Source organism: Pantoea sp. SIMBA_079 (genome assembly GCF_046940275.1).
Lineage (GTDB): Bacteria > Pseudomonadota > Gammaproteobacteria > Enterobacterales > Enterobacteriaceae > Pantoea > Pantoea borealis.
In genome coordinates this window covers 630908-655299 of the sequence record NZ_JAWRYR010000001.1, presented here as the reverse complement: position 1 = coordinate 655299, position 24392 = coordinate 630908, and the positions used below count along the sequence as shown (strand labels likewise).

25 protein-coding genes, 1 tRNA gene and 1 pseudogene are annotated in these 24392 nt (G+C 50.8%); 16 read left to right on the top strand and 11 right to left on the bottom strand.

From position 1 onward, the window contains the following. Positions 1-60 precede the first annotated feature (60 nt). Positions 61-357: a hypothetical protein gene (locus SB719_RS03225; protein ID WP_139074192.1), complete on the top strand. Its 297-nt coding sequence runs from the start codon at positions 61-63 to the stop codon at positions 355-357. A gap of 117 nt (positions 358-474) precedes the next feature. On the opposite strand, the gene SB719_RS03220 is transcribed toward SB719_RS03225, so the two are convergent. From SB719_RS03220 to SB719_RS03195, 6 genes are all read right to left on the bottom strand, one after another. After that, complete coding sequence (locus tag SB719_RS03220; protein ID WP_304233004.1) at positions 475-726, bottom strand: bacteriocin immunity protein; 252 nt, start codon at positions 724-726, stop codon at positions 475-477. A 32-nt stretch (positions 727-758) separates the two neighbouring features. Beyond that, on the bottom strand, positions 759-944 hold the full coding sequence (locus tag SB719_RS03215; protein WP_412158880.1) for a hypothetical protein: 186 nt from the start codon (positions 942-944) through the stop codon (positions 759-761). A gap of 32 nt (positions 945-976) precedes the next feature. Then, a complete protein-coding gene (locus tag SB719_RS03210) occupies positions 977-1450 on the bottom strand; it encodes a hypothetical protein (protein ID WP_304232999.1) in 474 nt (157 codons plus the stop codon). A gap of 136 nt (positions 1451-1586) precedes the next feature. After that, positions 1587-1901, bottom strand: coding sequence for a hypothetical protein (locus SB719_RS03205; protein ID WP_304232996.1), 315 nt, complete (start codon positions 1899-1901; stop codon positions 1587-1589). Between the two features lie 49 nt (positions 1902-1950). Further along, entirely contained in the window at positions 1951-2442 is a 492-nt protein-coding gene (locus SB719_RS03200; protein ID WP_304232994.1) for a glycoside hydrolase family 19 protein, read from the bottom strand. Next, a complete protein-coding gene (locus SB719_RS03195) occupies positions 2439-2702 on the bottom strand; it encodes a phage holin family protein (protein WP_313066033.1) in 264 nt (87 codons plus the stop codon). Before SB719_RS03195 ends, SB719_RS03200 begins: the two co-directional genes overlap by 4 nt. Positions 2703-3159: 457 nt before the next feature. Here SB719_RS03195 and SB719_RS03190 point away from each other — a divergent pair, with 457 nt between their 5' ends. Next, positions 3160-3714, top strand: a complete 555-nt coding sequence (locus SB719_RS03190; protein WP_412158879.1) for a DUF6037 family protein — start codon at positions 3160-3162, stop codon at positions 3712-3714. Between the two features lie 163 nt (positions 3715-3877). Here SB719_RS03190 and SB719_RS03185 read toward each other — a convergent pair whose 3' ends face one another. Then, entirely contained in the window at positions 3878-3982 is a 105-nt protein-coding gene (locus tag SB719_RS03185; protein ID WP_412158913.1) for a hypothetical protein, read from the bottom strand. Positions 3983-5134: 1152 nt separating this feature from the next. On the opposite strand from SB719_RS03185, the gene SB719_RS03180 reads away from it, so the two are divergent. From SB719_RS03180 to SB719_RS03145, 8 genes and pseudogenes are all read left to right on the top strand, one after another. Then, positions 5135-5722 (top strand): hypothetical protein, encoded by a 588-nt coding sequence (locus tag SB719_RS03180; RefSeq protein WP_304232989.1) that lies wholly within the window; start codon positions 5135-5137, stop codon positions 5720-5722. A gap of 822 nt (positions 5723-6544) precedes the next feature. Beyond that, a pseudogene (locus SB719_RS03175) lies at positions 6545-6907 on the top strand (exodeoxyribonuclease VIII); the annotation flags it as partial. 115 nt (positions 6908-7022) lie between these two features. Then, positions 7023-7487: a recombinase RecT gene (locus SB719_RS03170; protein WP_412158878.1), complete on the top strand. Its 465-nt coding sequence runs from the start codon at positions 7023-7025 to the stop codon at positions 7485-7487. A gap of 348 nt (positions 7488-7835) precedes the next feature. Beyond that, a complete protein-coding gene (locus SB719_RS03165) occupies positions 7836-8672 on the top strand; it encodes a hypothetical protein (RefSeq protein ID WP_412158877.1) in 837 nt (278 codons plus the stop codon). A gap of 139 nt (positions 8673-8811) precedes the next feature. After that, the gene (locus SB719_RS03160) at positions 8812-8997 is read left to right on the top strand and encodes a hypothetical protein (protein WP_412158876.1); all 186 of its coding nucleotides are present in this window, start codon (positions 8812-8814) and stop codon (positions 8995-8997) included. A gap of 276 nt (positions 8998-9273) precedes the next feature. Further along, the gene (locus SB719_RS03155) at positions 9274-9456 is read left to right on the top strand and encodes a DNA N-6-adenine-methyltransferase (RefSeq protein ID WP_412158875.1); all 183 of its coding nucleotides are present in this window, start codon (positions 9274-9276) and stop codon (positions 9454-9456) included. Positions 9457-9601: 145 nt separating this feature from the next. Next, positions 9602-9829 carry a DNA N-6-adenine-methyltransferase gene (locus SB719_RS03150; protein WP_412158874.1) on the top strand — a complete coding sequence of 76 codons (228 nt, stop codon included), beginning with the start codon at positions 9602-9604 and terminating at the stop codon, positions 9827-9829. Between the two features lie 115 nt (positions 9830-9944). Next, a complete protein-coding gene (locus tag SB719_RS03145; RefSeq protein ID WP_304232970.1) occupies positions 9945-10142 on the top strand; it encodes a hypothetical protein in 198 nt (65 codons plus the stop codon). Positions 10143-10205: 63 nt separating this feature from the next. Here the strand turns inward: SB719_RS03145 and SB719_RS03140 are convergent. Both SB719_RS03140 and SB719_RS03135 read right to left on the bottom strand, forming a co-directional pair. After that, positions 10206-10280, bottom strand: a tRNA-Lys gene (locus SB719_RS03140). A 740-nt stretch (positions 10281-11020) separates the two neighbouring features. Beyond that, complete coding sequence (locus SB719_RS03135; RefSeq protein WP_412158873.1) at positions 11021-12610, bottom strand: PTS transporter subunit EIIC; 1590 nt, start codon at positions 12608-12610, stop codon at positions 11021-11023. A 242-nt stretch (positions 12611-12852) separates the two neighbouring features. Between SB719_RS03135 and SB719_RS03130 the strand changes: the two genes are divergently transcribed. The 5 genes from SB719_RS03130 (at position 12853) to pdeR (ending at position 21913) form a co-directional block, all read left to right on the top strand. Next, a complete protein-coding gene (locus tag SB719_RS03130) occupies positions 12853-15162 on the top strand; it encodes an FdhF/YdeP family oxidoreductase (RefSeq protein ID WP_304232965.1) in 2310 nt (769 codons plus the stop codon). 124 nt (positions 15163-15286) lie between these two features. Further along, positions 15287-17221: an exoribonuclease II gene (locus tag SB719_RS03125; protein ID WP_065649280.1), complete on the top strand. Its 1935-nt coding sequence runs from the start codon at positions 15287-15289 to the stop codon at positions 17219-17221. A gap of 200 nt (positions 17222-17421) precedes the next feature. Continuing rightward, a complete protein-coding gene (locus SB719_RS03120; RefSeq protein WP_314688686.1) occupies positions 17422-19488 on the top strand; it encodes a carbon starvation CstA family protein in 2067 nt (688 codons plus the stop codon). Next, positions 19481-19777, top strand: coding sequence for a YbdD/YjiX family protein (locus tag SB719_RS03115; RefSeq protein WP_304232960.1), 297 nt, complete (start codon positions 19481-19483; stop codon positions 19775-19777). The genes SB719_RS03120 and SB719_RS03115 overlap by 8 nt, the downstream gene beginning before the upstream one ends. A gap of 153 nt (positions 19778-19930) precedes the next feature. Further along, a complete protein-coding gene (pdeR, locus tag SB719_RS03110; protein WP_065649277.1) occupies positions 19931-21913 on the top strand; it encodes a cyclic di-GMP phosphodiesterase in 1983 nt (660 codons plus the stop codon). 15 nt (positions 21914-21928) lie between these two features. Here the strand turns inward: pdeR and SB719_RS03105 are convergent, their stop codons facing one another. Both SB719_RS03105 and araD read right to left on the bottom strand, forming a co-directional pair. Further along, positions 21929-22795: a crotonase/enoyl-CoA hydratase family protein gene (locus SB719_RS03105; protein WP_065649276.1), complete on the bottom strand. Its 867-nt coding sequence runs from the start codon at positions 22793-22795 to the stop codon at positions 21929-21931. Between the two features lie 313 nt (positions 22796-23108). Then, a complete protein-coding gene (gene araD / locus SB719_RS03100; protein WP_314688689.1) occupies positions 23109-23804 on the bottom strand; it encodes an L-ribulose-5-phosphate 4-epimerase in 696 nt (231 codons plus the stop codon). A gap of 316 nt (positions 23805-24120) precedes the next feature. Here araD and osmB point away from each other — a divergent pair, with 316 nt between their 5' ends. Beyond that, a complete protein-coding gene (osmB, locus tag SB719_RS03095; RefSeq protein WP_039384556.1) occupies positions 24121-24339 on the top strand; it encodes an osmotically-inducible lipoprotein OsmB in 219 nt (72 codons plus the stop codon). The last annotated feature ends 53 nt before the right edge of the window (positions 24340-24392 follow it).

Sequence of the window (24392 nt, the reverse complement as noted above, 5' to 3'; positions counted from 1 at the left end):
GGAAACACAATGAGTTGGTTTACATATGCTATAGCCCCTATTGACTGGAATTGGGATTTCATGGATACAGTCGAACAAACAGTTGCAAAAATGGCTGAAAAATCTGCTCTGGATTTTCCTCATGGAGATGAACACAGGCTTAGCGAAGTAAAACAATTTATCAATGATTGGGAGCAGGCACGGAATTTAGCATATGCTGGAATGTGGGAGGGAGACTATCGCGAACCACCTAAAGTATTTTGGATTCCCGACGACCACTCCTTCACTTATGCCTTTGTGTGGAAGCAAGATAACAATGGTACAACTTTTATTGTTAGTCCTGTGCCTTTGCCACATCTTGAAAAATATTCCATGTAAAAATTGTCGACATCTATTTGGCCTGTTAAAAGCAGGTCAATAAGCATGCATGCTTAAAATTTCAAGTGATTTATCAGGCACACTCACAAATGTGACTTCTGGATATGGCTTTATCACTTATGATTTGAAGCCACGCTTACGATGAGCTTTTCGCCATGCTTTAATCGCGGACACAATTCTCTTAGGTGTTGCATTATCATCGTCATAATAGTAAATCAGGTCAGACCCTTCAGGGTACTCAGTTACTGCAATAAAACTTTCAAGTAATTCATCTTGCCGGGCTTCACCGCCTTTAGCGCTGCAAATCTCATTCACCCACTGAATGAATTCTTCTTCCGTATAATCCTCAAATCCGGGTTTCAACTTCATCGGCGACCTCCTCCTTTGTGATGAAGGCCATCTCACTCCTTTTGATCTGGCACGTACTCCATCTTCAGCACGCTACCAGGCGCCAGATAGACCCAGCCACTATCTTCACGCGCAATACCGATAAAGCCGTTAACCACTTCTGGCTGAGACAGATTCATCAGGCCTTCGTGTGTTTCACCTGACTTTGTTTTTACAGTGATGCAGTAGGTGGCGGTCATATTGGCTCCAATAAAAAACCGCCCGAAGGCGGTTAGAAACGCATATTTGAACGCTCTTCGTTGGATAATCCAAAAGTAATGATTTTATTTTTATCCAGGTCATCATCCTGACCAAGCAAGAACTTCCTTACCTGAATAATGTAATCGCGTACATCAAGTGCTGCATCATCATGTGAAAGTATCATTGACAATTCTTTAGCTAAAGGCTCTGGGAGCCAGAGGAAAGCTTCAAAAGTTAACTGCCGAAGCTTTTTTCTGTCCTGGGAAAGCGATGTCCATTCAGCAAAAAGCTCTGCAATCAGAGCGGATTTCAACCTTATTTCTCTTGACTGCTTTTCCATCTCCAGGGGTCTAACATTTGCTGATTTGATGGTTTCCAGCAACTCCTCGTACTCAAAACCAATGCTTCTTTTGACTCGCTCTGAAACTACAATGGGTACAATGAACGCTATGCCAGTAAAGATCAGGTAAGTTATTATTTTCTCCAGTGAAAAAATAGTATCCATACATTTCCTCCAAATTAATGACTCTTTATTAATTCGGCTACCAAATCTAAATCTTTAGTATTCACTTCAGTACTGCTCTTTGATGTACTGCTGCAATATAGTTATCTATTCTCGTCAATCCTGCGGATAGCAGCTCTTAGCTTTCCGTTGCACTCGTGAAGCGAATCCAGCAGCCGGAAGTTGCGCAGAACCCCTGCTGCTTCATCTCTGCGGCCGCCCGGTGATTTGTCTCAGGGGGGATAATTTCGTTTTGCTCATCGACGTACGCCGCCAGCGTTTTAATGGTGCCGGCAAGGTCAGTGTTTTTGGACATCAGCTCTGTGTTCTGCAGTCGCAGGCGCTCGTTCCTCTGCGTGAGGATTTGATTGTCATAGCCGAGCTTTGCAATGAAGCCGATGATGACCACGAAGATGACAGGGCTCAGGATGCAGGTAACGTTCATGTTCTGCATAGCACCTCCAGTGCGCAGGTTGTACGCTGGCGTCGGTCGTTGATACCGTTCAGGCCGCCGCTGAACGTGCTGCGAGTGCCCTGCCTGATAACAGTTCCGGCGCAGCAATGAGGTCAGCACGTAGCTGGGCATTCAGGGTCGAATAGTTTTTCTTCCCGGTAATCAGAATCAACCCGCGCACGCGATACCGGTAGCCGTCACCGGACTCAATGCTGCCGTTTCCGTTGCGGTTTGAGTAAATGATGCTGGCTATCATGCACTGGTCAGCAGGGTGAGCGCTGCTTCTGCCATAAGCTTTGGCCTGTGAGGGGGTAATGCACTTACCGAACATAACGTTCAGAGCGCTCTCACTGTAATTCAGCCCCTCTTCGGTTTTGGTGAACCCGGCAGCCTCATGCCCCACCTGCACCAGAAAATGAGCATGGCGCTTTGCGGTGTCGATACCGAATTCCCGCATCACTGTTGCAACATGAGGAAACCACATATTGCCCAGAGCCTGGCTGATGCCGGTCGCTCGCCGGAACTGGTTGAAAGTAATCATTTAGCAGCTCCTGCACCGCCTGCAGCTTTCTGCAGGAAACGTTTTTCCAGTGCCTTGATGAGAGGTGAGCCAGACCGGCCGGCCATGCCACAGATTGCACCAGCTACCTCCTGCGGCCATTGCCAGTAGACGGCCAGCAGCATCATCAGTAAACCGGCAAAGATGGAGACAATCATCTGCAGGCACAGGGTGCGCCAGCTGAAGCTCTCTCCGCTTAAAACCAGGCAGGCATAAGCAGCCACTGAACCCAGCACGGTCATACCGAGTGCCAGCAGCGCTGGCTATAAAGCCCGGATCTGATTTGTATGGCATTTTTTGCATATCCCAACCCCGGAGATGGGGAGTCGCTTTTAGGGTTTAATGAGATTGTGAATAAAGCGCTCCCGGTTAATATTTCCAGTGTCGCCCGGAAATATTCCCGCATTACTCATCTGCCTTAGTTTGAAAGAAGCGCCCCGGGAAGCCATAGGTTAATCCTTTGGTCGCTAAAATGAAAAAGGCCTGCCTAAGTAGTCCTTATAATTTTAAACGTCTAAAAAACGGCCAGCACCAGCATCTTTCTGATTATGTCTAAAAGACCGTTCGATCTTTGGTTACCTAATGCGTATCAAAGGTGGTTTTTAAATTTTGCTAATCGATAGCATCTGTCTCAGCGCTTCAAATTTTAGGAATATAAAGTTATGGTCACTGATGAACCTCAAACTATAAGGAGTAATAATGCATTTACCTAAGCTTAAAGAGCTGTACAAGGACATGATGTTCAAAAAGGTAACAAGCGCTCGATTTCAATATCAACACAATAAGACTGTATTTGATATCCTCTTCCTGATAGACAGGAAACCATTTCAACTTTTGTTTGGCGCAATTGGGCACAAGTGCGCTTTCATTGTGAATGTTCAACCCGGATTTGAAATTGGCACAGCCATCCGGCCAGAATCAGCTTACAAAGATCTTTTGGATGCCTTGGGGATCACGCCAGATCCTGCCAATCGATTCAAAACGTCGGCTTTTTTCTCAAGCTTTTCAGACAGCATTCCTGAATTTATCCCATCAAAACAGCCTGCCAGACAGACAGCTATACGAGCTGCTCTTGATGATGGCCAAGAAAAGCTGTTTTTTAGTCACTGGAGAAATAACGGTGAAAAAGGAGGTCATGTGACCAATGATAACATTGAAAAAACACGCACTGCCTTCGGTACAGAGATAGCTAATGCATGCAAAGAAAGGAATATAAGCAGCTGCTGGACGGCAGTTAGTAGAGCAGAAAGTTAGTATCAAAGCCTTATTAAGCAAAAAGCCCCGCCGGTTAGATAGGGGCTTCTTATTAATCTGGTAGCGACATGCAAATCCCATCGTTAGATATAAATAAACACAACTCAGAAAAATTCAATAGCCCGCGATGAAAACTCAGTCAATTTCTCAATGAGCCATACGGTTATTTTTGACAGACTGGAACTTGGTCGCGGATTTGAAGTGCATATTCAGTTAACAGGGATACAATTCGGGCAGCGTCATTCTCATTCACTCCCACTTTGCCCATAAAAGCGCTGTAACCCCGCGGAACACGACTCTGCGTCATTCCCACTGCAGCATATAGTCGATGCCAGTGAGCGTGTCAGTCAGCGTCTGCGGCGCTATTCAGCTGAAGTTCTGCCATTATTGAAATGGTACTTTACTGTCACTTCTAAGCTCATGCTGTCTCTCTATACTTAACAAGTTTGCGTATTTTCTGCGAGCAATAAGCCCGCAGCTGATAAACAGTTATCCGGCGTCGCGGGTGCGGATATATATTAAAATGTCTGGGCCTGCCTGTGAAAGTAACGAAAGGGTTCCAGGGTAACCTGCGCATTTTAGTGTGGCGCTTTTCCTGTTGGGCTTTTGCTTGCGTCGTCGCTCTGTTCTCTGTATAGCTTTCTGCCAGTCTTTCTCCTTTTTACCTGGGCTAATCTGCGCTACACCATGTTTGATTCTGAAAGTCGGGATGGAACTATCCGCAGCGCCTGATATGTCTCATCGCCCCTTCCTGTGATGTTTCGATCCAAATCGATATGCGACCACATATCGGCGCATCTGTGCGTTATCAAGATCGTCTGTACGCCAGAGTTGACAGGTAGTGGACTTTTCGCCCGTGATGAAAGTGGTGTAGGTGATGGCCTCACAGCCAGGATACGTGCGCTTGAGGTTGTGCTTTACCCATTCAGGCGTTGCGTCGCAAAGTTCACTAAGCCGTTCGAGGGTGGAAAAGCAACAGCCCAGTACACTATCTAAGCCCATTACCAGAGGTTTACTATGACAGTAGCCATCTTGGTTTCCAAATAAAGCAAGGAACCGCCTCAGAGCATACTGTGCGCCACAGCAGGAACAATATCCAGCCGTGCCCGTCCGGCGAGAAAGACAGGCACAGCAAATGTTGGAGGCAAATTAAACGTAGCCTGTGCTATGCATCAGTGCCGAGTCTGCGTGAAAAGCATAAGAGCATAACAGTATGCTTACTATAAGTAGCTATCTACCATTCTGGATACCGAAAGCTGGTTCCAGAAACAGCACGCTAACATTAGGGTATGATTACCGTTTCAGTGCGTATTACAAAGCTTATAAAAAGAGCCATAAATTACCTCTATTCAATTAATTCATCTCTTAAGTTTGTGTTAAAAATTCAAAAGTTAAAAACAGTGACTTAAAGGATTTGAAAATGAACCATAAAAAAAATGGCATAGCTGTCATTGTCTCATCCGTGATTCTGGGCTCATCCATATTTGGAGCATCAATGGTAAGCGAGGGATTAATCTTACAAAAAGAGCTAATCCAACCCAAAGAAAACATTCTTACCACAACTGTTGGCCACGTCAACTTAGGCAAGGTATACAGTGAAAGTCGGGGAATGGACATTATCCTTAGTGATGAATCAGATAAATCACCAGCTGCTATAAATATAATCAACGTCGACCCAAATGATTTTTCCGATAAACTTCACAGCGCCTTAGCTAAAATAGCTAAGGAAATTAATGAAAGCCAAAACCTCAGCGGTGAAAAAGTAATTAAACCTGAAAACCTCTCAGGAAAAATCCCATTTAATTTAAACATTAAAACTTACATAAATTATAGATCTGAGAATATGCCGATGTACACTCTAATGATCAAAGATGAAAGAGTCACAATTAATAAAAATGAAAAATTTGAAACCAGAATAACCAACGAAGCTGAAAGAATAGCAAAAAGCAGCACCCTTGCATTTTCTCTAAACAGTTTCATAAGCGAACCAGAAAAAATAAAATATTAAAATAAATTGCTGCAAAGGCTGCCCACCCCGTGGCGCTTTTCATTCACAGTATCTACGCAGCAGATAGCTCGCTACAGAACGATTTTTCTTGGTATGCGCGTAATGCCTTCCTGCGAGGGCATGTCGGTTGTACTCACAACCATCCGTTAGCTCCGGCAGAAATATGGGGGGGTATTCTAATTATTACACTTCAAATTAATTACAAGTTACCTATTTAATTTGTAAATGCTGGGGCTACCCACATGAGTAGCTCTCAAACCGCCACGCCCGCAATAAACCAATTCGCATTTCATTTATTAGGCTCAGACGTACTGCACTGGCGCCCTAAAAGCCGCCTGCAGCAGCTATAGGAGCGTCTGGTTTAAGTTATCTCGCAAGAGCTACGCCCGTGAGAAAGCCTGCCTAGGCAGATAAACACCGCAAACACCAGGATGACTTTAAGCGTCAGCGCACACAGTAGCTGGAAAATTCGAACGGCCTCACCTTAATCAATCTGTTCCTACAACGTCTGATCAGGGGAGACCGCAAATGAAATTTCGCCTGTACAAAAAAGACGGAAAATAGGTTCAGTAGATAGCTGACAGACTGCAGGATGAGAAACCGCAAATTATCGCGGCCCGCGTTGACGGAATCATGACTCAATGTTTTTATCAGCCCACTTGCTGCGCCACTTCGATCACGAAGCCATAGGCATGTTTGAAATGGATAATGACCCGAAATGGCTGCTGACGCATTCATGCGGGGCATGATGATCACCGCAGCTAAGCTCGAGAGGATAATTGATATCTGGAAACACAAGCACAGCTATAACGAAGTAGCGTGATGCAGCATGGCATCTATTACGACATAAGCAATGAGACCTATCACTCGGGCGCCATCATAAGCAAGTCGCAGCTGGATGATATTGCTATAAACCTGGCCATCTTTCAGTGGCGCAAAAGCACGCCGGAGGATGAAGAGAAAAAGGCCGCGCAGAATACACGGCTCTGCACTGCCTGCTTATGGAGCCAGAGCAGTTTGATAACCGCTTTATCATAGCGTCAGAGTTTAACCGCCGGGCCAATGAAGGCAAGCCGAACGAGAACGTCTTTTAAAGGATGCGAAAACATGAGCATGGCGGTTATGGATGCCGAACAAGGGCGCAAACTGAAGCTGATGCACGCCAGGGCCCTCGTCCATCCCGCAGTGGGAGAAGTTCAGGCCGGGCGCTGCAAACGAGAATAATGAGCGTAGCCTATCCGTGCACATCGATGCGGTGCTACGGGGTGAGACCGAAATGACCTAAGGCGAGCCGCTTTATATGGAATTCGTGACCACCCGTAATGCCCCACTATGGAAGACAGCACCAAAGCAGCAGCTGGCTTATCTGGCAGTTAAATACTGGGCGCGGTTGTACTGCCCTGATGTGATCCCTGGCGTGTATAAGCCTGACGAATTTGAACCGACTCAGCGCGCAAGACGCAATGTTACCCCGGCGCGCAGCCGTGCTAAGCTGAATAGCCTGATTAACAGCAAGTCAGAGCCTCAGCAGAAATCACTGCCAGAGCGTAAGGTTAGCCCTGCAGCCACCAGCGCTCAGACGCGTAACCCGCATCGGCTGCTTGCCGACTCCACAAAAGCAGCCAGCGGTGCTGAGTCGCTAACGAGTCTGGATAAATTCTACAAATATGTTGCCAAGGTACTGGCCGGCACGCTTGCAGAGCTGGATAAGGCAACAGACGACTATCTGCTTCGCAAAGCGGAGATTGAAGAAGCCATAGCATAATTATGCTAAAGCTACCGTTCTCCGAGAGCATTTTAAGTACAAACAGCCGCTTTACTGAAAGCTGGATTAAAAGAGGTCATATTCAAAATGCTTGCACTGGATATTTGGTTAATATCGAACGCATGCAAAAATTAGATTATCTTATGACCAAACCCATGAAAAAGGGTTTGAAATCCTAGCCAATCAACCACATGGCTATATCAATCGCTGTATTTGCTTGTTTTTAAATTAGAATAACATCTAAAAAAAACTAAGTGCAAAACAAAAAATATAAATAAAACTTGACATTTAGAGTGTTTTCTTGAAAAGCTTTGAAGCCATAATGTCGGATATTACTCAGAGCAAATCATGAAACAAAACCCCTTTTCGTTCTATGACTTTCTGGGATACCTAATCCCCGGTGCTTTTTTGTTATACACTTTATTTTTTCTCGGCTCTCATTATAATTGGAGTATTGCATTTGAGTTAAACAAGCAACTTCCAAAAAATAATTCTCTCGGCGACATATTAAACCTCTTTCCTTTGGTTATTTCCTCTTACATTACCGGACACCTTTTATCTTTATCGTCCTCCTCCGTTATAGAAATGTACTCTAAATATAAAAATGGTTACCCTTCAACCTATCTTATTTCTGGATCCAAAAAGAAGTGCTACTTCTCTTTCAGTAAAAAAATTGAGCTAGCTGCGAAAATACTTATATTTATACTAACCTTCCCGATTTCGGCGTTTGATGCGATTTTCTTTTTCTTTCGTCAAGATGAGGAAATGAGCTTCAAATTAAAAGCTCCGGTATTTGAAGCATGCAAGAAAATACTTAACGATAGATTCCTTGTAGACACAGCCAGCATGAATGAAACCACTGGCCTTGATGGAGACTCATTTAGACTAATATACCACTTCTCCTTTGAGAACTCGGAGCAGCACGCAAATAAGCTTCAAAACTATGTCGCTTTATATGGTTTCACAAGAAATATTTCTATGGCTGCATTAGTTCTTTTTTGGTTGCTACTTTATTTGAAGTTGGTTTTGAATTTCGCCATTGGCGCCCCTCTAATTATAACCTCAGCAGCAACAGCTATAGTATTCTACAAAGGATTCGTAAAGTTCTACAGAAGATATAGTTTAGAAGCCATGATGGCCGCCTGCATCATTCAGGCCAAAGAAGAAAAGAACACCTCCACTTAACTCCAGCCCGGAAAATTAATCACAACCAAACTTGATTAATTGCTTTTTATTAGATCAATTTTTTAATCCTCTATGGATTAAATATATTTAAACCTCGTCTCGGCGGGGTTTTTTATTGCCTATTATCTGGAAAATCATTATGTACGACATTGCAGATGATGCGTCAGATTTTGAAATGCTCAATGTTGAAATTGCGCTGGCTAACCGCCCAAAGACAGCGATCGAATTTACCGGAAAATGCCACTACTGCGAGGAGCCTATAAGTAAAGCAAGCTTCTCCAAAAAGAGTATGGTGAAGATTATTAGGAGAGGTAAGGCGGGCTAAGCAGTTTAAGGGAGCGACATGAGCAAGATATACGCTAACTGGAGTATCAATCTCTATATCGATTGCCCAGAATACAAGGAATATTTTGATTTAAATGAACAGGATGACGACTTTCGGGTTAATGGGAGAAGGGCTGAGATTTTTTAAGCACGATACGTCTCGAACCACTGATGTTGAAGTTGAGTACCCCGCCTGCGAACACAAATTTAAAGTCGATTTCTGTCACTAATACCCTAACTACCCTATTCACTACCGCGCTCTGCGTGAGGAGCTGTTATGTCCGAAGTGTTGTATCCCATTGCCGGTTATCATGACAGCCACACCCCGATCGACATCTGCGATTTGTGGCAGATACCACCAGAAATCTTCGTCGCCCTTAATCATGAGTTCCGATTTGTAGCAGACGTTGCAGCCAGCCAGCTCAACTACTTGCTGCCAACTTACCTCACTGAACAGTGACGATGCGCTTAAACAAGACTGAGCGGCACAATTTCCGATCGGAATCACCTAGTGCAACCCGCCATACAGCGACATTACACCGTAGATTTTAGAAGCGAGCGAAGAAGCAAATAAACCGGCAAATACTTCCGTCAGATGGTTCAGCATGGCTCGGTCTTTATTCACAGAGGTAAGGTCCATCACAAATGGAAGGTTGTCTTTCATCCGCGCCGATACTGGCAAGGCAGTAAATGGAAGTAACAAACGTTCGATACTACTGATCTGGAATCCTTTCCTGTCAGACTTTGGCCTTACCGGGTACGTAAGCCGTGATGCGCTAATGTCGACCGGAGCCAGGCTCCTGCTAACAGCTGCAAATGTCAGCGCCGCATGATCACCCCACTCCCTCTAATCATCACCATCACAGCAATCATCGCAATCATCGCAATCATCGCAATCATCGCAATCAAAACTATATTTATTTATCTTTGACTGCAAAAGGAGTAGATATGGAATCGCCCTATATGATGGTTGAAGAGACAGCGGCATTATTCCGACGCTCAGTAAAAACTATCCGCAAGTGGAACAGTAGCGATCGGTGTACCGGTAAAAAACGCATGTGCGGATTTCCCGATCCTGCACATCACGGCATGTTTCTGAAAAGCGATATCGAGAAGTTTGGCAAGCTATATAATGACGATCGATAGAGGTTTCCGGCGGAAACATAAAAGCGCGGCTGATGCAGAGCTTTGATTATTGAAAAGTCAGGCTGGACCGCCGTCGGGGATTTTAACCCCGCTCTCTGCCCTAAGTAGCCAGCGCTCTGTCCAATGAGCTAACGGCGGATAACTGCGTTATCAGACACTTTCTGATGTGCTCAGAACAGAGCCTGTTGCGTGCTGACGCTGCCCGTCAATACATTTTAATGCATTACCTGATTATAACATATTCGCAACCCGCTGATGCAGAGAGGCAGTGGCATACCGCAGTAAAAGCGCGGGCCGGCAGACTGTCTGCTTTTCCCGCCTGGTATGACTAAATCAGCACGCGCTATGAGCGATATAGCCACCAGCCAATGCATAAGCAAAGATGATAAATAAACATTTACTTATAGGATTATTCTGATACATTGTGTGTGCAAAGATTGCACACAGCAAAAGGACAATAAAAATGAAAAAAGTCGCCACGCTTCTGGTTTTAACGGCAGCATTTGTATTTTCAACGGCAGCGGTTGCCTGTCCTAAAGGGACCCACCCTCACGGCGGTACAGGCTCACACCATGCTGGCGGGACGTGTTACTGATTCATTCCGGATACCTGTAAATGCGTTTTACGGCATAAACAGCCGGCGTTGTTTTCAGTCAGCCCACCGGGAGGTGGGTTTTTTATGCGCTTTGCGCTGAGTGACCGGTTAGCGGTGCGCACAAAAAAGCTGCCCGCAGGCAGCTTCAGGATAATGCCCTATCCGGCGCTTATCTCCGGCACTCGCAATGGCTTAGCTCTTGAAAGGGCAACGCCACTATCGCAAATATCAGCCCGGCGCGTTTAACAATGATTGCGATATTCACTATTAGCAGGCTTATAAGTCAGCTTACGCCCAGCGCCTGCTTGACCTCATTAGCAATCTTTTCAACCTGCGGGCCATAGATCACCTGAACGTCATGTTCAGTGACGCGGTTAACACCGTTAGCCCCGGTGGAAAGCAGCGTCTGATCAACCACCTCATTCATTGCTTTGACGCGAACCCGCAGGCGGGTAAAGCAGCAATCGACCTCCTCTATATTCGCTTCGCCGCCCAGCCCGCTGATAATGACTCTGGTACGCTCGTCTGCCGTTACCTGCAGCGGTTTCTGATCTTCTTCACTCTCACGTCCCGGCGTCTCTACCCGCATACGCGTGATGACCAGGCGGAACAGGTAGTAGTAAAGCGGTGCGTAGCAGGCACCCAGTACCAGTGTCCACCACCAGTGAGTTTTACTGCCGCCCAGAATGCCAAATACCACCAGATCGATCGCACCGCCCTGCACGTTGCCAATCATCAGGTGCAGCATCGACATCAGCATAAAAGAGAGACCGGTCAGCAGCGCATGCAGAATATAAAGTACCGGTGAGACAAAAATAAAACAGAACTCCAGCGGCTCAGTAATACCGGTGGTAAATGAGGTCAGCGCCCCCGCCAGCACCAGCGCTTTTACCCGCTGCTTATGTTCAGGCCGGGCGGTGTGATAGATCGCCAGCGCGGCGGCCGGCAATCCAAACATCATGACCGGAATTTTTCCCTGCGCCAGAAATTGCGTGGCACTGCGTACGGTGTCATCCGGAATCGCCCCCGGATGCGTCAGCGAACTGTTAAAGATATTGAGCGCGCCGACGACGCTCTGTCCCTCGACGGTGGCCATCCCGCCAATCGGAGTAAAGCGCACCGTCTCGTTCAGAATATGGTGCAGGCCGGTCGGGATCAGCAGCCGTTCGCACGCTCCCAGCAGAAAGGCGCCATATTGCCCGCTTTTACCAATCATCTCTCCGACCCAGGCAATACCGGCTCCGATAGTTGGCCAGATGAGCGCCAGCAGCACGCCCGCCAGCGGCAGCACAACCACGGTAATAATCGGCACAAAGCGGCGTCCGCCAAAAAAGCTGATCGCCACCGGAAGCTGCTGAGTATAAAAGCGGTTGTGCAGTACTACCGTAAGCAGCCCGGCAATCACCCCGCCCAGTACGCTCATGTTGTAGGTAAAAATGCCCAGCATCTGGATATATTCTGCCGACAGCATCATCGCGCTGGTTTGATCCATCCCCGCCTGCTGCAGCGCCTGCGGCGTGGTGGTTGCGGCGGTCAGCCCTTTGGCTGCCAGGGTGGCGCTGATGCCGGTGTTCATCATCAGATAACCAATGACGGCGGCAAAAGCGGCCGTGGGTTTCTCCGCTTTCGCCAGCCCGATTGCGCTGGCAACGGCAAAGAACAGCGGCAGGTTGGCAAAAAGTGCACCGGCAACCTTGCGGATAAAGCCGATGATCAGCTGTGGCACCTGCATCTGTGCAAAGGCTTCACCGGTGATCGCCGGGTTCTGGAGCGCGGCGGCCAGGCCAAGAAAGATGCCAGCGGCGGCGATCACGGAGATGGGCATCATCAGCGCTTTACCAAACGCGTGGATCTGGCTGGTGAGTTGTTTCATGACGCACTCCTTCACAGGGTGAAAGAGCAATTATTAGCCACTATTACGCCGCTTACGCAGCAGCGTGTCTCTCAGGGCGATGTTAATTTGAAGCAGATCACAGTTTATCGCTGATGCGATAAACGCCGCCTATCGCTCAATTAAGTCAATCAATTAGACAACTTCTGTCCTCAGTCGCACACTTCTTTTCAACAGAAGACATATTCTGATAACAACTCATAAACAATAAGCCTGCGACTACCATGAAATTTAAACGTAAAATTCAGCCTTACCGCGCTGCTGCCGGCGGCTGGGGTTCACTGGAAGCCACCACCCGCTTCGTATTTGACAGCAAAGCCGCCCTGAAAAACATGCGTAATCTGATGCGCATGAACAAAGCGCGCGGCTTCGACTGCCCCGGCTGCGCCTGGGGTGATGATAACAAAAGCACCTTTAGCTTCTGTGAAAACGGCGCCAAAGCGGTTACCTGGGAAGCGACACGTCGCGTGGTTGAGCCTGAATTTTTTGCTCAGCACAGCGTCAGCACGCTCTATCAGCAGAGCGACTATTTTCTTGAGTATCAGGGGCGTCTGACGCACCCGATGCGCTATAACAGCGCTACCGACCACTACGAACCCATCAGCTGGGATGCGGCGTTTGCGCTGATTGCGCAGCACCTGAACGCGATGGACCACCCCGATCAGCTGGAACTCTATACGTCAGGGCGCGCCAGTAACGAAGCCTCCTGGCTCTATCAGCTGTTTGGCCGCGTCATGGGCACCAATAACTTCCCTGACTGCTCCAACATGTGCCATGAAGCCAGCGGCAGCGGTCTGAAACGCAGTATCGGTGTCGGAAAAGGGACCATTCGTCTTGACGACTTTGATCACGCAAACGCTATCTTTGTGCTGGGACAGAACCCGGGCACCAACCACCCGCGTATGCTGCATAGCCTGCGTCATGCAGCCGATCACGGCGCAAAAATTGTCACCTTTAACACCCTGCGCGAACGTGGACTGGAGCGCTTTGCCGATCCGCAGAAGCCGCTGGAAGTTGTGACATCCAAAGCGGGCACCATCAGCTCGGCCTACTACCAGCCTAACCTCGGAGGCGATATGGCCGCCCTGCGCGGCATGGTAAAAGCGCTGCTGGAAGTGGAGCGCGCGCGTCTTGCTGCCGGTGAGCCGGGTATCTTCGACCAGACGTTTATCGCGGCAAATACTCAGGGCGTTGAGGCCTATCTGGACGCGGTTGATAACACCCCGTGGCAGCAGATTGTGCAGCAGTCAGGCCTGAGCGAAGCGCAAATTCGCGAAGCCGCAGCGATTTATCAGAGTGCGGAACGGGTCATTATCACCTGGGCGATGGGGATCACACAGCACAAGCACTCCGTCGACACCGTGCGCGAAATCGTCAACCTGCAGCTGCTGTTTGGTCAGCTGGGTAAAAAAGGTGCCGGCCTTTGCCCGGTACGTGGCCACAGCAACGTGCAGGGCAACCGCACCATGGGTATCGATGAAAAGCCTTCTAAGCCTTTCCTTGATGCCATGGGCGCCCATTTTGGTTTTGAACCCCCGCGTAATGCCGGTCACAATACCGTTGAAGCGCTGGGCGCCATGCTGCGTGATGAAGTGAAAGTGCTGATTGCTCTCGGTGGCAATCTGGCGGCGGCAGCGCCCGACTCTCCGGTTACGGAAGCCGCGCTGCAGCACTGTGGTCTGACGGTGCATATCAGCACCAAGCTCAACCGCAGTCATCTGGTGCCGGGTCATGAAGGGCTGATTCTGCCTACGCTGGGCCGCACCGAGCGCGATCGTCAGGCTGGTGGTAATCAGTTCATTACCGTTGAGGACTCATTCAGTATGGTTCACGCTTCAGAAGGCGTGGGCATCCCGCTGGCGGAGACGCAGCGTTCAGAAACCGCCATTGTGGCAGGTATCGCCCACGCGACGCTGGGCAGCGATCATATCGACTGGCTCGGCATGGCGGCGGACTACAATATTATCCGCGATCATATCGCCGCAACGATCCCGGGCTTTGCTGATTTCAATACAAAGTGCGACCAGCCTGGCGGTTTTTATCTCGGTAACGCGGCGGCAGATCTGCGCTTTAACACGCCATCGCAGCGTGCTGAATTCAGCGCGTCCGCCCTGCCCGACTCGCTGTTTCCTCAGCTGGGCAGCGACGTTACTGTGCCGTTTACGCTGCAGACGCTGCGTTCGCACGATCAGTACAACACCACGATTTACGGCCTCGACGATCGCTATCGTGGTGTCTATGGTCAGCGCGAAGTGGTGTTTATTCATCCGGACGATATGACGGCACTGGGCTTTACCGAAGGCCAGCAGGTGGATATCGAAACACTCTGGAATGATGGCCTGACCCGTCGCGTCAGCGGCTTTAAACTGGTGCCGTACAATATTCCGCGCGGGAATCTCGCAGCCTACTATCCGGAAACCAACCCGCTGGTACCGCTCTCAAGCTACGGCGATATCAGCGGAACGCCGACCTCTAAATCGGTGCCGGTGAAGCTCACGCTTAGCGCCGCCCTGCCCACGCAGCGTATCGCCTGATTACGCGTTATTCTCTGAAACAAAAGCCGCGCTCTGCGGCTTTTTAACCCGTTTTAACCTTGCCGCGCGCCCCTGATTCGCGTAAAACTGTCCACCGCTCTTAGGCCACGAAACTGACTAAATTATGTTCCAGGATAACCCGCTGCTCGCGCAGCTGAAAGAGAAGCTTCACGCGCAGACTCCGCGCGCCGAAGGCGTTGTGAAAGGCACAGAAAAAGGCTTTGGCTTCCTTGAAGTTGATGCTCAGAAAAGCTACTTCATTCCGCCACCGCAAATGAAGAAAGTGATGCACGGCGATCGTATCACCGCGGTGATCCACACGGATAAAGATCGTGAAAGTGCTGAGCCGGATGCCCTGATTGAGCCGTTTCTGACGCGCTTCGTCGGCCGGGTGCAGAAAAAAGACGATCGTCTTTCAATCGTACCGGACCATCCGCTGCTGAAAGATGCGATTCAGTGTCGCGCCGTGCGCGGTCTGACGCACGATTTCCAGAATGGCGACTGGGCTGTGGCTGAGATGCGTCGCCACCCGCTAAAAGGCGATCGCGGCTTTTATGCTGAGCTGACTGAATTTATCGTTACCGCGGACGATCCTCTGGCACCGTGGTGGGTTACGCTGTCGCGTCATAATCTGGAGCGCGAGGCACCAGAGAGTGAATGCGGCGGGATGCTGGATGAGCAGCTGACGCGTGAAGACCTGACCGCGCTGAACTTTGTCACGATCGACAGCGCCAGCACCCAGGATATGGACGATGCGCTCTATGCTGAAGCGCAGGCGGATGGCAGCCTGCTGCTGACCATCGCTATCGCCGATCCCACGGCTTACGTAGCAGAAGGCAGCGAGCTTGATAAACTGGCTGCACAGCGCGCGTTTACCAACTATCTCCCCGGCTTTAACATTCCGATGCTGCCGCGCGAGCTCTCCGACAATGTCTGCTCGCTGCGTCCGCATGAAAAACGCCCGGTGCTCGCCTGCCGGGTCACCGTCCAGCCGGATGGTGCGCTCGCCGATGACGTGCAGTTCTTTGCTGCCTGGATTGAATCGAAAGCCAAACTGGTTTACGACAACGTCTCAGACTGGCTGGAAAACAGCGGCAGCTGGCAGCCGGAAAATGACGCGATTGCTGAGCAGATCCGTCTGCTGCATCGTCTCTGCCTGGCGCGCAGCGAATGGCGTCAGACGCATGCACTGGTATTCAAAGATCGCCCTGATTTCCGCTTCCTGCTGGGAGAGAAAGGTGAAGTACTGGATATTATCGCTGAACATCGTCGTATCGCTAACCGCATGGTTGAAGAAGCGATGATTCTGGCTAACATCTGCGCGGCGACCGTGCTGCAGAAGAAACTGGGCTTTGGCATCTATAACCTGCATACCGGTTTTGACCTGGCCAACGCTGAACAGGTTGCAGGCGTGCTGGCTGGCCACGGTATTACCGTTGATCCGCAGGTCATCACTACGCTGGAAGGGTTCCGCCAGATGCGTCGCGAACTGGACGCGCAGCCGACTCAGTATCTCGACAGCCGTATTCGCCGTTTCCAGAGCTTTGCTGAAATTGGTACCGAACCTGGCCCGCACTTTGGCCTGGGTCTGGATGCCTACGCGACGTGGACCTCACCGATCCGTAAGTTTGGCGATATGATCAATCATCGCCTGCTGAAAGCCATCGTGCGCGGCGAGAGTATTGCCCGTCCGCAAAGTGACGTCACGGTTACCATGGGTGAGCGTCGTCGCCTTAACCGGATGGCTGAGCGCGACGTGGGCGACTGGCTCTATGCGCGTTTCCTGACGCCGTTCGCCGGCAGCGAGCGCAAATTCAGCGCCGAGATCATTGATGTCTCGCGCGGCGGTATGCGCGTACGCCTGCAGGAAAATGGTGCGGTAGCCTTTATTCCGGCACCGTTCATTCATGCGGTACGCGATGAGCTGGTCTGCTCGCAGGAGAGCGGCACGGTGCAGATCAAAGGTGAAGTGGTTTATCGCGTTACGGACATCATTGACGTCACCATCGCTGAAGTGCGCATGGAGACCCGCAGCGTGGTTGCCCGCCCGGCAGTCTGACTGTAATAATAACGCGGGATAACGGCTGTTATCCCGCGTCGCCTTTTTCTCTCTGCTTCTTCTCTGCTTCTTCTCTGCTTAAATTTGTATCGCGCTTCACACTTCTGCTTTTACCACCTTTCGTTAACATTTTTTTACCTTACTTTTAACTCGTTGTATTTCGCTTGCCTGTTTTTCCGGCCTCTACAAGGAGTTAACTCATGAACAACGTCAAAACCGGCCTCGTCTGGTTAGCCGTGGCGTTTATAGGTGCTGGCGCATTTGCCATGCTCGCGCTCAGCCGCGGCGAACATGTGAATGCGGTCTGGCTGGTTATCGCCTCGGTAGCCTGTTACAGCATCGCCTACCGTTTCTATAGCCTGTTTATCGCCCGCCGCATCTTTGAACTTGACGATCGCCGCCGCACGCCGGCAGAGCGACTCAGCGATGGCCTGGATTATGTTCCGACCAATAAATGGGTGCTGTTTGGTCATCACTTTGCAGCCATTGCCGGAGCCGGACCGCTGGTCGGACCGATTCTGGCCGCGCAGATGGGATTTCTGCCGGGCACGATCTGGATTCTGGTAGGCGTTATGTTTGCCGGCGCGGTACAGGATTTCCTGATTCTGTTTATCTCTACCCGCCGTGACGGACGCTCGCTGGGAGAAATGGCGCGCCAGGAGCTGGGGTCTTTTGCCGGCGTGGTGACGATGCTCGGTGCGCTGGGCGTGATGATCATCATTCTCTCCGCGCTGGCGCTGGTGGTGGTCAAAGCACTCGCTAACAGCCCGTGGGGGCTTTTCACTATTGCAGCGACGATTCCTATTGCGCTGTTTATGGGCGTATATATGCGCTTTCTGCGCCCGGGAAAAATTGCTGAGGTTTCCCTCATCGGTTTTGTCCTGATGATGGCAGCGATTATCTATGGGGGAGACGTCGCCGCCGATCCTTACTGGGGTCCCTTCTTTACCCTGAAAGGCACAGAGCTGACCTGGGTGCTGGTGATCTACGGTTTTGTCGCGTCTTCGCTGCCGGTCTGGCTGCTGCTGGCCCCGCGCGACTACCTCTCTACCTTCCTGAAAATTGGCGTCATTGTCGGGCTGGCGATTGGCATTCTATTTGCCATGCCGGAGCTGAAGATGCCGGCAGTAACAAAATTTATTGATGGCACTGGTCCGGTCTTCTCCGGCGCACTCTTTCCGTTCCTGTTTATCACCATTGCCTGCGGGGCTATTTCCGGGTTTCATGCGCTGGTTTCCAGCGGCACCACGCCAAAACTGGTAGAGCGCGAAAGCCATATCCGGTTTATCGGTTACGGCGCCATGCTGATGGAATCGTTCGTGGCAATCATGGCGCTGATCTGCGCTTCGGTGCTGGACCCGGGCGTCTACTTCGCGATGAACTCACCGGCCGCGCTGATTGGAACCACCGTAGAGAACGCCTCTCAGGTCATTAACGGCTGGGGCTTTGTTGTCACGCCGGAGATGCTGAGCAGCATTGCGCGTGACGTGGGCGAAAGCACGGTGCTCTCACGCGCCGGAGGTGCCCCCACTTTCGCCGTGGGCATGGCACACATCATCACCGAGGTATTCAACAGTCGCGCGATGATGGCGTTCTGGTATCACTTTGCCATTCTGTTTGAGGCCCTGTTCATTCTGACCGCCGTGGATGCCGGTACCCGCGCCTGCCGCTTTATGGTACAGGACTTAGTGGGTACCGTGGTCCCGGCAATGGGCAGCAACCGCTCCTGGCTGGGCAATATGGCCGGTACCACCGTCGCCGTCGCGGGCTGGGGCTTTTTTGTCTATCAGGGCGTGGTGGATCCGCTGGGCGGAATTAATACGCTGTGGCCACTGTTTGGCATTGGTAACCAGATGCTCGCCTCTATGGCACTGATCCTCGGCACTGTCGTGCTGTTCAAAATGAAAAAACAGCGTTACGCCTGGGTTACTATTCTGCCCACCGCATGGTTGTTTATTACCTCAATGACCGCAGGCTGGCAGAAGATTTTCCATGAAAAACCGGCCATTGGCTTTCTGGCACAGGCGCGCAAATTTCAGCAGGGTATCGATAACGGCATGGTGATTGCCCCGGCTAAAAGCGTAGCGGACATGCAGACCATTGTGTTCAGCAATCAAATCAATGCGGCGCTGTGCGGATTCTTTATGCTGGTCGCAGTGGTCATGCTGATTGCCGCCTTTTTTGTCATTCGTCGTGCGCTCCGCAGTACCACGCCTACCGTGCGCGAATCCGAGGTTTCACTGCGTAAGGAGGTACGTCATGTCTGAGGCCATTTATCGCTGGACGCATCCCGGCGCAGGCTGGCAGATTCAGCGCTGCTTACCGATAGCGTGCGCTACTGATGCACCGCCGCTCTCCCGCTGGCAGCAGATCTGGCGAGGGTTGCAGCAAAGCTTTCGTTTAATGGTTGGCGTACACGACTATCAAACTTATCTGAAGCATATGCGCTGCCACCACCCTGAAACGCCGCCCATGGATGAACGTACCTTTCACCGGCACTGTCTTGATGCACGCTTTCCGAGCCAGGCCGGAAACCCTGGCAGATGTCCCTGCTGATCACCATAAGCCCCGTTTTCGGGGCTTTTTCGTGCCATTCTTTAATAAAAACAAAAATATATTCGGTTTGCATCTTGTGCTTATGCAGGAGGTTGAATACTGTTGCTAAAATAATGAGATAGAGTCTTAGAGACATGGCCGGAGGACGTTTACATGACCGATGAACAGGGGCAAACTTTGCTGTATGCCTTGTTTGGCACCACCAGCCCCCATTGGCGGTTAACCTCTGACAGTGACGCACTGCATTTTGCCGAAGATGAGAATGCCAATACCAACCTGGCCGTTTCGCTTACCCCGGCACAGGCCAGTCTGTTACGGGCGATGACGGTGATTACCTCCAGCATCAATCTTACTCTGCCGCTGCACGGAACCCCGGTGCCAATGCACTTTGTCGGACGCAAGGTGAACCAGTCTACCTGGGCCGGCACCGCATCTGCATGGGGTGATACGTCATCAGTGGCACGCGATCTGACTCAGGGACTCTCTTTCGCCGAACAGGTGGTATCCGAAGCCAACTCGGTTATTGTTATCCTCGATCAGCGCGGTAACATTCAGCGCTTTAATCGGTTGAGTGAAGAGTATACCGGTCTGAAAGAGCAGGAAGTTATCGGCCGCAATGTATTTCAGCTCTTTATGACCCGGCAGGAAGCGCAGGCTTCGCGCCGTAATATCACCGGTTTTTTCCGCGACGGAAATTCGTATGAAGTCGAGCGCTGGGTTAAGACCAAAAAGGGTCAGCGACTGTTTCTCTTCCGTAATAAGTTCGTTCACAGTGGCAGCGGGAAAAATGAAATTTTCCTCATCTGTTCCGGGACAGACATTACCGAAGAGCGACGGGCGCAGGAGCGGCTCCGGGTGCTGGCAAATACCGATACGGTCACCGGTTTGCCTAATCGTAACGCTATTCATCAGCAAATTAGCCTGGCACTGGAGCTGGCGAACGGTTCCCAGACCGGTGTGGTCTACCTCGATCTCGACAATTTCAAGAAGGTAAATGACGCGTACGGTCATATGTTCGGCGATCAGCTGCTGCAGGCGGTATCGCTGGCTATTCTCAGCTGTCTGGGTAAAGACCAGACGCTGGCGCGTCTTGGCGGCGATGAATTTGTGGTACTGGCTGAACATACCAGTCAGGCGGCGCTGGAGGCGATGTCGTCGCGCATCCTTGAGCGGCTGCGGCAGCCCTTCCGCATCGGGCTGATTGAAGTTTACAGCGGCTGCTCAATCGGGATTTCGCTGGCCCCTCTGCATGGCGAGGATCGCGAAAGCCTGATCCGCAATGCTGACACGGCAATGTATCACGCTAAAGAAAACGGGCGCGGTAAGTTCTGCATCTTTACCAGTGAAATGAACAAGCGGGTCTTTGAATACCTCTGGCTCGATACTAACCTGCGTAAAGCGCTGGAGCAGGATCACCTGGTGGTCTATTACCAGCCTAAGGTTGATCGCGACGGCGAGGTGCGCAGCGCTGAAGCTCTGGTACGCTGGAACTCTCCGGAACGCGGTATGGTCTCGCCTGGCGACTTTATCCCCTATGCTGAAGAGTCCGGCCTGATTGTTCCACTGGGCCGCTGGGTCATGCTTAATGTGCTGCAACAGATTATAAAATGGCGCAGTGAAGGTATTTTTCTGCGCGTTGCCGTCAATGTTTCCGCGAAGCAGCTTATCGATCAGAGCATTTACAGCGATCTGAAAAATGCACTGAGCGAAGCCGGCCTGACGGAATCCCCGATTGATATTGAATTAACCGAAAGCTGCCTGATTGAGAATGAAGCCGGGGCGCTTAAGCTCATGAAACAGTTTCAGGAGCTTGGGGCGCAGGTACATCTCGATGATTTCGGCACCGGCTACTCCTCTCTTTCCCAGCTGGCACGGGTACCCATTGATGCCATTAAGCTGGATCAGAGTTTTGTCCGGGATATCAATAAACAACCGGTTTCGCAATCTTTAGTGCGCGCGATTGTGGCGGTTGCCAAAGCCCTTGAGCTGCAGGTGATTGCAGAGGGTATTGAAACCAAAGCGGAAGAAAAATTTGTTCTCACTAACGGTGTGGATGGGCGCCAGGGCTATTATTACGCCAAACCAATGCCCGCAGAACAGCTCGGGCATTGGCTGAAGCATCCTGCCCGTGTTTAACGCTGCGCGGACGTGTTATCCGGCTTTACGTAATGAAGCACTGTGGCGGTTTTGTAACTGCACCAGGCGCTCCATGTAGGCGATATCCTTGGGTTCAAGCGTAAAGGCATAATCTACCCAGTCCTCCGTAATATCCATCAGTTCAGCACGTGACAGCTGCAGCACGCGCTGACGCGCTTTCAGCATGGCACGCACACCATTTAACTTAGGCCGTAAGGTGTCGATAAAGGTGCGCGTGGCGCGATACGCTTCACCCGGCTGGAATACCTTATCGACCAGGCCGCGTGTTTCATACCACTCCGCACTGTGCGACTCTCCTTCACAAATCAGCTCTTCTGCCAGCTTCATGCCGGAGCGACGCGCGACCAGCGAATAGCCCCCCATTCCCGGGAACAGATTGAACGCAATCTCCGGAAAACCCATCCGCGCGCTGTTCTGTGCCAGAATAAAATGGTGCGCCAGCGCAGCCTCAAAGCCTCCGCCAAGGGCACTGCCTTCGATCATCGCCAGCGTTACCGCGCCGGTATCAAACCCGCGCGCCGCCGAGTGAATGCAGTCAACGCAGGCCCGGGCATAAGCCCGCAGCGCCTCACGACGGTTGTTGCGAATGCACTCAACAAAAAAGCGCAGATCGCCACCGGCGTTAAACATCTGTGGAACTAAAGAGCCGGTTACCCAGAAATCGATCGGCAGTCCGGAACGCTGAGCCGTATAGCTCAGGTTCATGATCTCCTCGATTAATTCATGGTTGAAGCTTGGGCGTGGCTGAGCCCGCAACATCATCCACATGGTGCGACGCCCTTCTTCGTAGTAGGCAACAAGTTGGGTAGTCTGTCCCGCTTCGGTAAACAGGCGGCAGGTTGGTTGGTTAATAACGGTCATAGTCTCATCCTCTAATATTTATGTGATGCGTTTAACGCCACATCAGCGTAATGCAGAGTGAGGCCAGACCAAATGAGAGATTGATTTATAAAGTAAAATCCAGAAGTATCCCTTAACAGGGGGGTGAATAATCATTAGCGCCATTTCAGGGTATAGTCGAGCGGGAGCCAGACTACATGAGATCGCCTAACGCGTTGTGAATAAAGATGATTTAGCGCGGGGTGTGCGAATAAAACCGATATTTCTGACCAGGAATTTACTGACGCAGTAATAAAAAAAGCGCCCGCAGGCGCCTGGCTTACTGAGAACAGCCTTATTGTCCATACCACGCATTTTTGCCGTGCTTGCGCAGATAGTGCAGATCCAGCAGATTTTGTGAGATGGGGGGTAATTCAGCGCGCAGCTGTTCGGTATGCAGCGCCATATAGGCGACTTCTTCCAGGACCACCGCACTGTGTACTGCCGCGGCTGCATCGCTGCCCCATGCAAAAGGGCCGTGAGAGTTAACCAGCGCCGCAGGAACAGCAGCCGGCTGGATATTTCGATGGGCAAAGGTTTCGATAATGACCTGTCCGGTATTCCACTCATACTCCTGATCGATCTCCATGCGCAGCATGGCGCGGGTGCAGGGGATCGTGCCGTAGAAATCATCAGCATGTGTCGTGCCCCAGGCGGGTATATCGCGTCCTGCCTGCGCCCAGATTGTGGCATGCCGGGAGTGCGTATGAACAATGCCGCCAATATCTGGCCAGGCCTGATAGAGCGCACGATGCGTTGCCGTGTCAGATGACGGGCGCAGTGCACCTTCAATCACCGCACCGCTCTGCAGATCAACGACTACCATGTCATCCCGCTGCATCTTTTCATATCTCACTCCGGAAGGCTTGATCACCAAAACCCCCTGCTCTCTGTCAATGGCGCTGACGTTGCCCCAGGTAAACGTCACCAGGTTATAGCGGGGTAAATCGAGATTCGCTTCCAGGACCTGCTGCTTTAGCGTTTCCAGCATCATTGTTCTCCACCAGTCTGTGATAGAGAGATTGTGCTCAGAGAAGAGACCGGATGTTATGGAAAGAATGGCTGAATGCTTTGTGGAAAGTCGCTGTATCCTGATAAGTGCGGCGCAGATCCGGCGGTTTCTGTCTGACGATACTCTGCAACGATGAAAAGTAAACAGGGCCACCCGGTTTCAGGGTTTTTACTGTGCGCAGGCAGCATAAACCGCGCGGCTTTGTCCAACTTTTCCATCCGGGAATGACGAACTTTGCCGTCTGGCATCTATACTTATTGCTGTTGCCTCTGAGCCAATCATCAAGGAGATAGTTATGACTACAACAGTGAAACGTGTATCCGTTGCCGTGCTGGCAGCAACATTAGTTGTTGCGCTGAGCGGCTGTTCAAACTGGTCTAAGCGCGATCGTAATACGGCAATAGGTGCCGGTGCCGGTGCCATTGGTGGTTCAGTACTGACCAACGGCAGTGGTCTGGGCACCGTTGGTGGCGCGGCGGTGGGCGGCATCATCGGCCATCAAATCGACCGTTAATTTTTGCAGGCTACACAGCAGATATAATTTTGTACGGGCCACCCAGCGTGGCC

Bases quoted from the DNA above. Each gene is read 5' to 3' on its own strand.
- SB719_RS03185 (WP_412158913.1), bottom strand. From the start codon at position 3,982: ATGGGCAAAGTGGGAGTGAATGAGAATGACGCTGCCCGAATTGTATCC.
- SB719_RS03215 (WP_412158880.1), bottom strand. From the start codon at position 944: ATGACCGCCACCTACTGCATCACTGTAAAAACAAAGTCAGGTGAAACA.
- SB719_RS03150 (WP_412158874.1), top strand. From the start codon at position 9,602: ATGGCTCGGTCTTTATTCACAGAGGTAAGGTCCATCACAAATGGAAGG.
- SB719_RS03205 (WP_304232996.1), bottom strand. From the start codon at position 1,901: ATGCAGAACATGAACGTTACCTGCATCCTGAGCCCTGTCATCTTCGTG.
- SB719_RS03160 (WP_412158876.1), top strand. From the start codon at position 8,812: ATGTACGACATTGCAGATGATGCGTCAGATTTTGAAATGCTCAATGTT.
- araD (WP_314688689.1), bottom strand. From the start codon at position 23,804: ATGCTGGAAACGCTAAAGCAGCAGGTCCTGGAAGCGAATCTCGATTTA.
- SB719_RS03145 (WP_304232970.1), top strand. From the start codon at position 9,945: ATGGAATCGCCCTATATGATGGTTGAAGAGACAGCGGCATTATTCCGA.
- SB719_RS03165 (WP_412158877.1), top strand. From the start codon at position 7,836: ATGAAACAAAACCCCTTTTCGTTCTATGACTTTCTGGGATACCTAATC.
- SB719_RS03225 (WP_139074192.1), top strand. From the start codon at position 61: ATGGATACAGTCGAACAAACAGTTGCAAAAATGGCTGAAAAATCTGCT.
- SB719_RS03130 (WP_304232965.1), top strand. From the start codon at position 12,853: ATGAAATTTAAACGTAAAATTCAGCCTTACCGCGCTGCTGCCGGCGGC.
- SB719_RS03200 (WP_304232994.1), bottom strand. From the start codon at position 2,442: ATGATTACTTTCAACCAGTTCCGGCGAGCGACCGGCATCAGCCAGGCT.
- SB719_RS03210 (WP_304232999.1), bottom strand. From the start codon at position 1,450: ATGGATACTATTTTTTCACTGGAGAAAATAATAACTTACCTGATCTTT.
- SB719_RS03190 (WP_412158879.1), top strand. From the start codon at position 3,160: ATGCATTTACCTAAGCTTAAAGAGCTGTACAAGGACATGATGTTCAAA.
- SB719_RS03155 (WP_412158875.1), top strand. From the start codon at position 9,274: ATGTCCGAAGTGTTGTATCCCATTGCCGGTTATCATGACAGCCACACC.
- SB719_RS03170 (WP_412158878.1), top strand. From the start codon at position 7,023: ATGGAATTCGTGACCACCCGTAATGCCCCACTATGGAAGACAGCACCA.
- SB719_RS03220 (WP_304233004.1), bottom strand. From the start codon at position 726: ATGAAGTTGAAACCCGGATTTGAGGATTATACGGAAGAAGAATTCATT.
- SB719_RS03125 (WP_065649280.1), top strand. From the start codon at position 15,287: ATGTTCCAGGATAACCCGCTGCTCGCGCAGCTGAAAGAGAAGCTTCAC.
- osmB (WP_039384556.1), top strand. From the start codon at position 24,121: ATGACTACAACAGTGAAACGTGTATCCGTTGCCGTGCTGGCAGCAACA.
- pdeR (WP_065649277.1), top strand. From the start codon at position 19,931: ATGACCGATGAACAGGGGCAAACTTTGCTGTATGCCTTGTTTGGCACC.
- SB719_RS03105 (WP_065649276.1), bottom strand. From the start codon at position 22,795: ATGACCGTTATTAACCAACCAACCTGCCGCCTGTTTACCGAAGCGGGA.
- SB719_RS03120 (WP_314688686.1), top strand. From the start codon at position 17,422: ATGAACAACGTCAAAACCGGCCTCGTCTGGTTAGCCGTGGCGTTTATA.
- SB719_RS03115 (WP_304232960.1), top strand. From the start codon at position 19,481: ATGTCTGAGGCCATTTATCGCTGGACGCATCCCGGCGCAGGCTGGCAG.
- SB719_RS03180 (WP_304232989.1), top strand. From the start codon at position 5,135: ATGAACCATAAAAAAAATGGCATAGCTGTCATTGTCTCATCCGTGATT.
- SB719_RS03135 (WP_412158873.1), bottom strand. From the start codon at position 12,610: ATGAAACAACTCACCAGCCAGATCCACGCGTTTGGTAAAGCGCTGATG.
- SB719_RS03195 (WP_313066033.1), bottom strand. From the start codon at position 2,702: ATGACCGTGCTGGGTTCAGTGGCTGCTTATGCCTGCCTGGTTTTAAGC.